The 12,257-nt window shown below is 53.3% G+C and carries 12 protein-coding genes; 1 reads left to right on the top strand and 11 read right to left on the bottom strand.

Annotated features, from left to right (window positions below):
* Positions 1 to 442: 442 nt before the first annotated feature.
* From ACJAZW_RS06045 to ACJAZW_RS06035, 3 genes are all read right to left on the bottom strand, one after another.
* On the bottom strand, positions 443 to 637 hold the full coding sequence (locus ACJAZW_RS06045; protein WP_415156074.1) for a hypothetical protein: 195 nt from the start codon (positions 635 to 637) through the stop codon (positions 443 to 445).
* A 68-nt stretch (positions 638 to 705) separates the two neighbouring features.
* Positions 706 to 1,704 carry a VTT domain-containing protein gene (locus tag ACJAZW_RS06040; protein WP_415156072.1) on the bottom strand — a complete coding sequence of 333 codons (999 nt, stop codon included), beginning with the start codon at positions 1,702 to 1,704 and terminating at the stop codon, positions 706 to 708.
* Positions 1,701 to 2,546 carry a sterol desaturase family protein gene (locus ACJAZW_RS06035; RefSeq protein ID WP_415156070.1) on the bottom strand — a complete coding sequence of 282 codons (846 nt, stop codon included), beginning with the start codon at positions 2,544 to 2,546 and terminating at the stop codon, positions 1,701 to 1,703. Before ACJAZW_RS06035 ends, ACJAZW_RS06040 begins: the two co-directional genes overlap by 4 nt.
* Positions 2,547 to 2,761: 215 nt before the next feature.
* On the opposite strand from ACJAZW_RS06035, the gene ACJAZW_RS06030 reads away from it, so the two are divergent.
* Positions 2,762 to 3,328 carry an ArsR/SmtB family transcription factor gene (locus tag ACJAZW_RS06030; protein ID WP_415156068.1) on the top strand — a complete coding sequence of 189 codons (567 nt, stop codon included), beginning with the start codon at positions 2,762 to 2,764 and terminating at the stop codon, positions 3,326 to 3,328.
* Between the two features lie 694 nt (positions 3,329 to 4,022).
* On the opposite strand, the gene alr is transcribed toward ACJAZW_RS06030, so the two are convergent.
* From alr to ACJAZW_RS05990, 8 genes are read right to left on the bottom strand one after another with little or no spacing between them, the layout of a single operon-like run.
* Positions 4,023 to 5,141, bottom strand: coding sequence for an alanine racemase (gene alr, locus ACJAZW_RS06025; RefSeq protein WP_415156066.1), 1,119 nt, complete (start codon positions 5,139 to 5,141; stop codon positions 4,023 to 4,025).
* A gap of 2 nt (positions 5,142 to 5,143) precedes the next feature.
* The gene (locus ACJAZW_RS06020) at positions 5,144 to 6,301 is read right to left on the bottom strand and encodes an amidohydrolase (protein WP_415156064.1); all 1,158 of its coding nucleotides are present in this window, start codon (positions 6,299 to 6,301) and stop codon (positions 5,144 to 5,146) included.
* Between the two features lie 10 nt (positions 6,302 to 6,311).
* Positions 6,312 to 7,487 carry an acetyl-CoA C-acyltransferase gene (locus tag ACJAZW_RS06015; RefSeq protein WP_415156062.1) on the bottom strand — a complete coding sequence of 392 codons (1,176 nt, stop codon included), beginning with the start codon at positions 7,485 to 7,487 and terminating at the stop codon, positions 6,312 to 6,314.
* 11 nt (positions 7,488 to 7,498) lie between these two features.
* Positions 7,499 to 8,791 carry an ArgE/DapE family deacylase gene (locus ACJAZW_RS06010; RefSeq protein ID WP_415156058.1) on the bottom strand — a complete coding sequence of 431 codons (1,293 nt, stop codon included), beginning with the start codon at positions 8,789 to 8,791 and terminating at the stop codon, positions 7,499 to 7,501.
* A gap of 7 nt (positions 8,792 to 8,798) precedes the next feature.
* On the bottom strand, positions 8,799 to 9,452 hold the full coding sequence (locus ACJAZW_RS06005; protein ID WP_415156056.1) for a 3-oxoacid CoA-transferase subunit B: 654 nt from the start codon (positions 9,450 to 9,452) through the stop codon (positions 8,799 to 8,801).
* Complete coding sequence (locus ACJAZW_RS06000) at positions 9,439 to 10,131, bottom strand: CoA transferase subunit A (RefSeq protein WP_415156054.1); 693 nt, start codon at positions 10,129 to 10,131, stop codon at positions 9,439 to 9,441. The genes ACJAZW_RS06005 and ACJAZW_RS06000 overlap by 14 nt, the downstream gene beginning before the upstream one ends.
* Positions 10,128 to 11,480 carry an aspartate aminotransferase family protein gene (locus ACJAZW_RS05995; RefSeq protein ID WP_415156053.1) on the bottom strand — a complete coding sequence of 451 codons (1,353 nt, stop codon included), beginning with the start codon at positions 11,478 to 11,480 and terminating at the stop codon, positions 10,128 to 10,130. Before ACJAZW_RS05995 ends, ACJAZW_RS06000 begins: the two co-directional genes overlap by 4 nt.
* Complete coding sequence (locus ACJAZW_RS05990) at positions 11,477 to 12,247, bottom strand: amino acid ABC transporter ATP-binding protein (RefSeq protein WP_415156051.1); 771 nt, start codon at positions 12,245 to 12,247, stop codon at positions 11,477 to 11,479. The genes ACJAZW_RS05995 and ACJAZW_RS05990 overlap by 4 nt, the downstream gene beginning before the upstream one ends.
* Positions 12,248 to 12,257: the final 10 nt, after the last annotated feature.

Raw genomic sequence — 12,257 nt, 5'->3', positions numbered from 1 at the left:
AGTTTTTTGTCAGGCCAAATAAGTTGGGCTGATGTGTATCGCTGTAACTGAACGATACTTCGGCAAACAGGAAAATCGCTTTGCATATGGCCGATCTAACGAATTGCATGGGATCAATTTAATCACGCAATAAGTAAACTGTCACCGTAATTCGAATTACGGAATTACGGGGACAGTTTACTAAACTACGCAATATCCTGCGAATGGACAGCCGCATTCTAATTGCAACTCCAATATCCGACAGCGTACTTTCAAATTAACAAAAGCAGTATTCGTTGTTAGAACCTAAACAACAATCGTAGCGTGCATCAACCAAATTCGACCAGTTTTTTGTCAGGCCAAATAAGTTGGGCTGATGTGTATCGCTGTAACTGAACGATACTTCGGCAAACAGGAAAATCGCTTTGCATATGGCCGATCTAACGAATTGCATGGGATCAATTTAATCACGAAATAAGTAAACTGTCACCGTAAATCCTGTCACCGTAAATCCACCGTAAATCACCGTAAATCCAAATATCATACCCGACCATCCACCACCCCATCCCATCATACCAGGGCCCCACGTGTAATTTTCTGAACCGGAAGGTGTTTGCGCCCATGCCAAACTCGGCATAAGGACTAAAACCATGCTCATCGGTATCGCAACTTTCTTCATTTTCCTGCTCCTTGTTGAACCTGCATCAATTGAAATTTCCACGCTCCTTATGCCCGTTCGCCTGAATATCCGCCCTCGCTCAGCAATATGTCTCGGTTCCATTGCTCCATACCGCCCCGCAGCACTCGGGCATCGCGAAAGCCAGCATCCTTGAGCAGTCCCGCAGCGCTGGCGGAGCGCTTGTCGGTGCGGCAAACCAGGATGACGGGCTTGTCCTTGAATGCGCTGATCTCGGTCAATCGATCAGACAATTCACCGAGGGGCAGGTTTGAGGCAGCTGCGATGTGCCCGAGAGGGCCGTTGAATTCGTCTGGTTCGCGTACGTCGATTATTTTGACGCTTGTATCCCGAAGCTGATCCGCAAGCGTTGCAACTTCAATCCACCGGGGTGTTTCGCCGCCACGCATCCGGCGGACGATTCGCGGGATAAAGGCGATAGCCGCGAACAAACCAAGTGCCAACAATCCGTAGCGGATCGCCGTGTCATTGCCGGACAGGGCTTCGCGCCCAGCATAACCGATCCAAGTGAACGCCACCGCGCCCGGTGCCATACAAACCAGTGAAGTTATTATGTAGTGAAGGAATTTGATGCGGGTTAGTCCCAACGCATAGTTCATCAGATTGAACGGAAAGAACGGGACGAGCCGCACGAACGCAACAAAGCGCCAGCCTTCGGCCTCCACGCCCTCGATCATTTTCTGAAGGCGGCCGCCGGACTTCTGTGCAACCCAGTCTCCGGCGAGGTAGCGGGCGACGAGGAACGCAATTCCCGCGCCGATCGTTGCTCCGCCGAGATTGAGAATCGAACCCCAAAAAGGGCCAAAGGCCGCGCCGCCCGCGAGAGAAAAAAGCGAACCGGGCAAGAAGAGCACCGTTGCGACTACATAGAGGCCGACGAAGACCAGCGGCGCCCAAATGCCCATGCCAGCTAACCAGGCATCAAACTGCGCCGGGTCGAATTGGTCGCGGTTCAGTCCAGCCCAAGCTATTGCGACGCCAACTGCCGCAACAAGCACAATGCGGATAACCAGACTTCGTCGGTTCATCGTTGATCGTCCTCTTCGCGATTGATCGGGTAGCCGCTGGCCGGACCACGAACTGGCTGGATCAGCATCCGGTCAATCCACAGGTCACGTCGGGTCCGGAATTGCTCGATGCCGATGGTCATCTCCTCGTGCCCTTCGCGCGGCTGGGCGCGGTAGGTGCCGAGCAGCCGGTCCCACCAGGGCAGATTAAAACCGAAATTGCTGTTGGTCTCGACGGGGTGAATCGAGTGATGTACGCGATGCATGTCCGGCGTTACCACCAGAAGGCGCAGCACACGGTCGATGCCGATGGGAATACGAACATTGGAATGGTTGAACATTGCCGTCGCGTTCAGCAGCACTTCGAACACGAGTACGGCAACGGCTGGAGGGCCGAGCGCGGCGACCACAGCAAGCTTAATGCCCATGGACAGAAGAATTTCCACCGGATGGAAGCGTAGCCCAGTGGTGACGTCAAACTCCAGATCGGCGTGGTGCATGCGGTGCAACCGCCACAAAGCGGGAACGGCATGGAACATTACGTGTTGGAGATAAATGGCCAGATCGAGAGCCAATACCGCAACAATGAAACCAAGCCAGCCAGGTGCACCAAAGATGTTTAGTAGACCCCAACCCTTTTGCTCTGCCATGAGAGCCAAGCCGACCGCAACTATGGGAAATGTCAGTCGCACCAGCAGTGTATCAACCACAACAATTGTGATATTATTGCTCCAGCGTAGCAAGCGCGGGATTTCCATGCGACGACGCGGGGCCGCAAATTCCCACGCGGCCATAAGCACGAGAACACCTAAGAAGAACCCCATGCGGATAGCCGGTTCATTTTGTAGCAGGAAAACGGTCATATTCTACCCTTTAGGTTGCGGAAAGTGGACTGTTGTTATACATTCAATAGTTCAATTGAATGATATAATAATAGGAACATAGAAATGTCAACTGGTCCCAAACAAGAAATTTTTGCTGAGTTCGCCACCGTAGCGCGGGCCTTAGGCTCTTCGCATCGACTGGAGATTCTTGAACACTTGGCTCAAGGGGAAATCGACTGGAGATTCTTGAACACTTGGCTCAAGGGGAAAAAGGGGTGGATGCGCTGGCCGAGCGCACAGAAATGTCTATCGCCAACACTTCGCAACACTTGCAGAACCTGCGGCGCGCCGGGTTAGTGTTGTCGCGGCGGGATGGGAAATCCGTGCTTTATCGCATTGCTGATGACGGTCGCGTTGTTGAGCTTCTGAATGCGCTCAGAAGGGTCGCAGAGGAGAATATGGCAAGCGTGGATCGTATTGTCAGTGGATACTTTGCCGATCGTGACGGCATGGAGCCAATGACGCGCGTTGAACTACTCGAACGCGCAAACTCAGGGCTTGTGACTATTCTTGACGTTCGCCCGATGGACGAATTTTCGGCGGGGCACGTGCCGGGTGCTATCAATATTCCGCTGCAACAACTGCAGGCGCGCCTCCAAGAACTGGATGAAACACAGGAGATCGTCGCATACTGTCGAGGCGCCTATTGCGTTCTCTCGTTTGAAGCAGTTGCGGCACTTCGATCACGTGGTTTTAATGCGAGGCGGCTTGAAGAGGGTATGCCAGAATGGCGAGCGGCAGGGCTAACGGTGGAAGGCTAAACTTGGTGCAAGTGTAAGCGCCACGAGTCATATCTAAAAGGCAGATTGATGTCATATGAGCCGCCGTTGAAGCAATGCAAGAAGTCGTAGCGAAAATTTCAGCTGAACACATGTTCCGCGAGGATAAATAACGGTGCGAAATATGCCATCTTTCACTATTGGTAATTCGGGCAAATGGCGGCTTCGAGCCTATTCTGTTGAAAAACGCATAGGTTGAGCTCGGGTTGAATTACGGTGGAATTACGGTGACAGTTTGAATTACGGTGACAGGAATTACGGTGGAATTACGGTGACAGTTTACTAAACTGCGCAATATTTTGCGAATGGACAGCCGCATTCTAATTGCAACTCCAATATCCAACGGCAGAAATTCAAATTAGCAAAAGCAATGTTCGTTGTTCGAACCTAAACAACAATGCGTAGCGTGATCAACCTATTTTCGACGAATTCATTGTTAGGCCAGATACGCTTGAGTTGCGGGCAGAGATTGTGCGGCGCGACGGCGAAAAGGCAGCGGTCGCTGCCAGCTTTACCGCCGCATGTGGGCGGATATATCCAGTGCTTAAACGTGCCACGGGTCATGTGGGTGCATGCAATATCTTGCGCTTTGGAAACGATCCACAAATCGCATCCACTTTATGAAGGCGGTGTGTGAATTGATGCGGGGATCAAACGTTCTCAACTTCGCACGTTGTCACCGATAGAGGCGGGGGTTGCGAAGGCCCCAATCGGCGTATAGGTCAGCCATAATCGTTTCAAACTGATGTTCCGCCGATCCGCGTTTGATGGTATTGGAACGCTCCCCGCCAAAAATGATGACCTCATCCCCCACCGCAACGTCTTTCATATCTGTAACATCGGCGACGATCGTATTCATCGAGATTTTACCCACAACGGGACAAAGACTGTCATTGATTGCAACGGTACTACGTTCATATCCGTTTCGGCGAAATCCATTTGCGTAGCCGATTGAAATGCAAGCGAGGCGACCATCTTGTTCCAAAAGCTTTGAGCGGTCATAACCAACCGTTGTGCCCATGGGGTAATCGCCAAGACTAACAACTCGCGCCTTTAGCTCCATGGTTGGGCGAAAGCCCAATTCTGGTTTCAAAATGCCATATAAGATGGCCCCACAGCGGTACATGTCCGTTTGAATATGCTCATCGGATACAAGGGTCAAAGAACTTCCCGCATGAATAAGAAGTTCCTCACGCCTCAAGTCACTATGAGCCAACACCCAAGCGGCCTGCTGTTGAAATAGCGTCGAACTTTGGCGCAGTTGTTCCAGCTCATTTGATGGAAAATGACTGCAAATTCCGACAATCCTATTGCTCAACTGTTCAATGATCCTTTGACAAATCTCTTTTCCCGCAGCGGTCGAAATCTCCAATCCGTCCCGCGACATCCCTTTTGCATTCAGCGAAAGGTGCGCGCCCATTTTGTATCGGCCAGCATCTATGAGCGTTTCAAGTTGTTCCGCCGCTTGTAAGGAGCCGACTTGCTCTTCCACACAATCATCAATTGCGTCGTCCATTTCAGCTACAGTTGCCGCGCGCAGGCGGATCAGACTGCCCTTAAAGCCCGCCTCGCGCACCGCGCGAGCCTCACCATTTGTTGTAATGCCGATATGGCCCACATCCTGTTCCTGCACCAAGGGAGCGACTTGGCATATGCCGTGGCCGTAGGCGTCTGCCTTAAGGACAGCGCAGAACCGTGTTCCCTCTGGCACCAACGCAAGCGCGAGTGCTAGATTGCTCGAAATTCTGTCCTGGCGAATTTCGCACCAAGCGTTGTTTGGGGTGGGGTTTTGCATAACTACCCCCTAGGCCGTCCCAAAATATGAGTGACTATGCCGAAAAACAATTCACTCGCCACAGGCACCAACGCGTCGGGAAAATCATAGTCGGGATTGTGCAGCTGAGGATGATCTTCTCCCGCCCCGATATAAAGCAGGCTGGCCTTTACGCCCGCATCAGCAAAACGTCCAAAGTCCTCGGACCAGCGAAAAGGGACAGTCATATCAACAGCACTCCGCCCTTGCCCGATAGCCACATCTTGCGCCAAAGCCGTGGTTTCTTCATCATTCACCACGGACAAAAACACATCGTGCCAACTCCTCTCCACCGCTAGTCCGGTGGCATGTTCTTCAAGTACTTTTTGGGCGTCAGCCACCAACCTGTCCATTCGCGCGTTGGTCATAGATCGCAAGGTGACCCATACTTCGCCGTCTGAAGGCGAAATACCAAATACCGCTTCACCGAGCGCAGCATGGGTTAGTGTGACAAGTGTAAAATCATCATCGCCGATTGTACCGTGGCTCAGTTTAGGTAGCGCCGCCATCAGTGCGGCCATTGCAGGGCCGGGCGACAATCCGTCTTCGGGCGCTGCGGCATGAGAGCTTTTTCCCTCAAGTCGAATTTTCATGCCACGAGAGGCGCAGTTGCTTGGTCCCGAACGCAGACCAATTTCTCCCAATGGCCGACCAGGCACATTATGATAGGCAAAGGCAAAATCGGGCCGGATTTCTGCCCATTGTGGATCTTCAATTACCGCTTTCGCGCCTGCACCGGTTTCCTCGGCGGGTTGAAATAACAAGATGACCCGGCCTGTAGCGGGTCGAGTTGCCAGCCCCATCGCTACGCCTAAAAGCGAAACCATATGGCCGTCATGACCGCACAGGTGGCCTTTTCCGGCTATTGCAGAGCGGTACGACAGTTCCGACATTTCCCGGATTGGTAGCCCATCCAGTTCGCAACGCAGCAAAACTGTAGGCCCATCTTTTGCACCAGTGAATTCTGCGGCGACACCAAGTCCACCAAGACCTTGCCAAATTCGGTCAGCACCAAGCGCGCGCAATTCTTGACTGATCCGTTCAGCTGTATGCACTTCTTCGCCAGATATCTCTGGGCGGCGGTGCAGCTCATGGCGCAGTGCAGTAAGCTTAGTGATTTGAGCGGCTGTAAGCCTGTACATGGCGTCGTCCTCAAAATATTTCGAAAAGGCCTGCGGCACCCTGGCCGCCGCCAACACACATGGAAACCACGCCCCATTTGGCATTTCGGCGCTTCCCTTCAAGCAAAATGTGTCCCGCCATGCGGGCGCCAGACATGCCATAGGGGTGTCCGATGGCAATTGCGCCACCATTGACGTTCAACCGGTCGTTCGGCAGACCAAGATGATCCCGGCAATAAACAAGTTGTGCGGCAAAGGCCTCATTGATTTCCCACAGATCTATGTCAGCCAAACTAAGACCGGCCCGCGCAAGTAGACGCGGGATTGCAACCACTGGGCCAATACCCATTTCGGCGGGCGCAACTCCAGCTACCGCAAAACCGCGCATGGCACCAAGCGGGTGCAGATTGCGCCGCGAGGCTTCTGCGGCTTCCATGACCACCAACACCGCCGCCCCGTCAGATAATTGACTGGCGTTGCCAGCAGTTACGGTTTTGCCTGTGCCAAGTACCGGGGGCAGCGCCGCCAAGCCTTCAGCGGTGGTTGCTGGGCGGTTGCATTCATCGAGCTCAAGTTTCACTGTTTCTTCGTGGGTGCGGCCTGTGGTCTTGTCGGTAATAATTTTTGTCGCTTCGACGGGAATAATCTCATCTCCAAACAACCCTGCCTCTTGGGCGCGGGCCGTGCGCAACTGGCTTTGCAAGGCGTATTCATCCTGCGCCGAACGGCTAACGCCATAGCGATTGGCCACGACTTCTGCTGTGTCTAACATGCTCAGATAATAGTCTTTTGCGACATTGGGGGCGCTGTATCGGTACGCATTCCAATGCTCGTTTTGCACCAAAGAGATGCTTTCGAGCCCACCGGCCAACGCCACATCCACGCCTTCATTCGTAACCATATGCGTGGCGATGGAAATCGCATTCAAACCCGACGCGCATTGTCTATCCACCGTCGCCCCGGCCACGCTGTCGGGCAAATTGGCGGCCATCACAATGTGGCGGGCGACATTGACCCCAGACGAACCTTGGGTCAGCGCGGCACCAAAAATTGCCTCTTCAACCTCGTCCCCTGTCAGCTCCGCACGCGCCAACGCGGCTTGCACAGCCGGGGCGGCAAGGTTTGGTGCTTCAAGATTATTGAACGCGCCGCGATAGGCTTTGCCGATCGGTGTGCGGGCGGTTGAAACGATGACGGCTTCACGCATTTTGATTGTCCCTAAACCTTTTCTACGCCACACCAATCCGCGATAAAAAGTGCGGTGGTCTTTGTTATTTTGCGCATACTTTCTAACTCAACACGCTCATTGAACCCATGTATCGCCTCGGCGCGCGGGCCATACACCAGCGCTGGAATATCCGCGTAAAGACCAAAGAACCGCGCATCTGTGGTGGCGGTAATTGCCTCGCGAACCAATGGTTCTCCAGTGGCTGTCTGGTGGGCGCTTTCGAGCGACGCGATGGCAGCGGCAGCGTTTACGGAGCTGTCTTGTGACAGCGCATAACCCTCAGCATGAAAGCCGTGATAGACAATCTCGGGCAAGCTGTTGCGCAAAAACGCGTTGTCGCGGGCGGTCGTTAAAATCACCTGTTCGATTTCAGCTTTAGCGCTATCAATCGATTGCCCCGGGAAGATCGCCATGCGCACGTCGAACACGCTCCACGCGGGGACTGAGCTGGTCCAATCACCGCCCGCAAATTTTCCAACATTCAGGTTCAACGCGTGATCCATATGGGCGTAGTCATCGGGGCGGTTTTGCACAACGTTCCAGCGATGTTCCATGTTGTGCAAAGCTTCGATTAAGGGGAAGGCTGCCTCAATCGCATTGGAACCGCTGCCCGCATACGCCACATGCGTAGGCAGGCCTTTAAGGTGAACCTGAAACCAAATCACCCCGAGCTGGGCGGTCACCAAGTGCTCTGAAAATGGTTCGGGGATCAGCGCGGCGTCAGCAGTATAACCGCGCGCCAGACATGCCAGCGCGCCGTTGCCGGTGCATTCTTCTTCAACCACGGACTGGTAGAACACATCCGCTGCAGGGGCATAGCCGCAAGCGCGTAGCGCGTCGAGTGCAAAGAGGTTTGATACTAGTCCAGCCTTCATGTCTCCGCCGCCACGGCCATAAAGCCAACCACCAGCGATATGTGGTTCAAACGGTGGACTGTCCCACATGTCCAGTGGCCCAGCGGGCACCACATCAATATGTCCGTTCAGGATCAGTGAGCGACCTTGCTGTGTTGTTGAGCGGTGCGTGCCGACCACATTGAGCGCGTCTTTATAAGGCGCGAGAACAGGTGAAAACCCCGGAAGATGCTGAATGTCTGCAAGGCTGATTTGCCAGCGATCAATGTCATAGCCGCGCGTGGCCAGTTGATCGGCCATAAGGTTTTGGGCAGATTGCTCTTGCCCTCGCACAGATGCATGGGATGTCAGCTCAACCAGAAAATCAACCTGTCGCTCGAAAGCTTTGTCCACTTCATCAAATAGGTAGGCGTGCAAATTGTGTGTCATGATGCCCTCAAAATGCCCCCAATTCGCCGTCTGGCAGGATAAGGGGCGCACCAGTGGCTTCAATCACCTCTTTTACGGTTACCCCGACGGCCAATTCGACGAGGACGAAGCCTTTTGGACTGACATCAATCACGGCCAAATCGGTAAAGACACGCGCTACGCAGCTTGGTGCGGTTAAAGGCAACGAGCATGTAGATTTTAGCTTGGGGTTACCTGCGCGGTCAGTATGGGTGGTGAGGACAACCACCCGCCTTGCCTTTTGCGCCAGCTCAATTCCTCCGCCCACACCGGGGCTAAATTTTTCCGGGATTTTCCAATTGGCAAGGTCGCCATTTGCACCAATCTCAAACGCCCCCAGCATGGTCAGGTCAAGCCGCCCGGAGCGGACCATTGCAAAGCTAGTCGCACTGTCAAAAAAAGCGGATCCTGGCATGCTCGAGACATAAGCACCGCCCGCATCAATCAAATTGCGGTCCGCTTGATCTGACGGCAAACTGGGACCAACACCGGTCATTCCGTTTTCTGTATGCAGACAAACACACAGATCGTCTGGTAAGTGGTCAACAACCCTTGTCGGCAAGCCAATGCCCAAATTGACCACCATGCCGGGCTGGATCTCGCGCGCCGCCCGAGCAACCATGCGTACTCTAGCGTTGAACAACGGCGTATTCCTTAGACAGCGAGTTGAGTTCGACAACATGATCTACGAAAACACCAGCCACATGGATGTTGTTGGGGTCCAAGCCGCCCAGCGGCAATAGGCTTTCAGCCTCTGCAATGACGCAATCGGCAGCCATGGCCATTAAAGTGTTGAAGTTCTGTGCAGTCGCAACAAACCCCAAATTGCCGAAAGTATCGGCCCGGTCGGCGTGAACGAGCGCAACGTTAGCTCGTAAAGCGGGCTCGATGATCTGACGTTTGCCGCCGAATTCAATCTGCTGCTTGCCTTCAGCCAATTCGGTGCCGATACCTATATCGGTTAAAAAGCCGCCCAATCCGGCACCACCGGCTCGAATACGCTCAGCCAAAATTCCTTGAGCGTTGAATTCCACTGCAATTCCACCGCTATTCATCATCTCAATCGCATGATTGTTCAGGCCAAGGTGTGTCGTGATCAAGCGGCTTACTTGGCCATTTTGCAGCAAATGGTCGATACCCATGCCCGGCTCATTCGCATCATTTTTGACCACAGTCAGGTTGCATGCGCCATGGTCCACCAAAGCATGGATTAAGGTCATCGGCGTACCAGGCACACCGAACCCCCCAATCATTACCGTGTCGCCATCTCGAATTTTGGCGATGGCGGATTCCATCGAACAGGTTTTGTTGGGTAGTTTCATGCGCTCCCCACTATGGGTAAATCCGCCTCATTGGCAAAAGCATCAAGCGCGTCACGAAGGATCGCCATCATCTGGAGAATCTGTTCTTGGGTGATGATCAATGGCGGTGCAAGAAGGAAATGGTCGCCCGCCGTACCGCCGCGGGTGCGTCGAGAATAAATGATCAGGCCACGCTCGTACGCTAATTCGACAAGCCGTTCATGGGCGTTGAGTTCGACGGGGAGCGGCTCCATTGTATCTCGGTCGGCAACAAATTCGAATGCCGTTAGAAGGCCTTTGCCACGCACATCACCAATAAACGGATAAGTGTCCATAAGGGCGTGCAATTCGGCCATCAAAACAGCGCCCATTTTGGCGGCATTCTCGACCAGATTCTGCTCTTCCAGCTCTTCAAGTACAGCCAACCCAGCTGCGCATGCTAGAGGATTGCCCGCATAAGTAAAACCATGCAAGAAACCCCCAGCATCAAGAACCTTTTCAACGATACGTACACTTGAGACAATCGCCCCAAGTGGCGCGTAACCCGCGCCAAATCCTTTGGACAACGCCACAATATCAGGGGTCACCCCCCAATGTTCCGCTGCCAAGAACTTGCCCGTGCGCCCTGCGCCGGTCATCACCTCGTCATAGATCAAGAGCACACCAAACTCGTCGCAAATCTCGCGCACGCGCTGATAATAACTGTCCGGCGCGACCAACGCGCCAGTCGATGCGCCACCGACTGGCTCCATAATAAAGGCTAGTATGCTGTCCGGCCCCTCGGCCAAGATTTTATCGCGCAAAAGCTCTGCGTATTTCAGTCCGCGCGCTTCTTCGGTCAAATTGTCACGATCCAGATAGGTGGCCGGGGCCGCAATTTTGGGCATGCCTTGCATCATTGGGGCGAAAGGCTCACGCAAAGGGTCATAACCTGTCAGGTCTAAGGCCCCTAGGGTGCAGCCGTGGTACGATGGAAAGCGAGAAATAACCTTATACCGGCTCGTATTCGACGTCGCCAACGCATATTGTCGTGCGAGTTTTATCGCAGTTTCCACCGCTTCTGATCCGCCGGAAACAAAGAACACGCGGTCCAACCCCTCGGGCGTCATCGCAACCGTCTTTGCCGCGAGATTTTCAGACGGATGTGTGCGGAAATGCAGTCGATAGCCAAATGTAGCTTTATCCATCTGCGCTTTTATTTTTGCCAATACGCGCGGGTTTGAGTGGCCAATATTGGACACCATCGCACCTGACGATCCGTCAATGTATCGTTTGCCGCTCTCATCAAATAGATAAATCCCTTCGCCGCGATCCAAAAAGGGGCGCGGATTGCGGGATTGATAAAAAAGATAGGAAGGCACGTCGTTCATTTTGCACCTTCAAGATGTTTTCGAAGGAATTCACGTGTGCGTTTCTGCTTTGGATTCTTGAAGATCACCTCAGGTGGGCCCTCTTCAACAACGACCCCTTGGTCCATAAACAAAACACGGTCGCATACGGACGCTGCAAAATCCATTTCGTGGGTCACGATGATCATTGTCATGTGCTTTTCAGCAAGCTTTTTCATGACCAGATTCACTTCTTCCACCAGTTCTGGATCCAGAGCCGAGGTTGCCTCATCAAACAGCATTAGCTTGGGATTCATCGCCAATGCCCGAGCAATAGCGACGCGCTGTTTTTGTCCACCAGAGAGCCGCGACGGATAATAGTCGATCCGATCCAGCAGCCCGACCTCGTTAAGCTGTTCTTCCGCGAGCTTGTTTGCCTCCGCTTTGGAGAGCTTTTTAAGCATCATGGGTGCCAAGGTGACATTTTCGCGGGCCGTCATATGTGGAAACAGGTTGAAATGTTGAAACACCATCCCCAATTGCTGGCGCATTTCATTGATGTGCTTTTCGTACTTGCGGTGGGGCAGTTTTTTATTCACCTGTACGCCGTCAAGCCAGATCTCACCGCCGGTCAATGGATCAAGATCATTGATCGCCCGCAACAGGGTAGATTTACCCGACCCAGAAGAGCCGATGATGCCAACAATTTGACCGCGTTCCACGGTTAGGCTGATGTCTTTGAGAACCTCTAAGTCACCAAATGATTTCTGGGCGTGGCGGATTTCGACGAATTTTGTCTGATCGTTCATGGTGGCCTTC

This window comes from Maritalea sp., assembly GCF_047634455.1.
Lineage (GTDB): Bacteria > Pseudomonadota > Alphaproteobacteria > Rhizobiales > Devosiaceae > Maritalea.
Note: the sequence above shows the minus strand (reverse complement) of the source record. Positions and strands in the feature narration are given on the sequence as shown.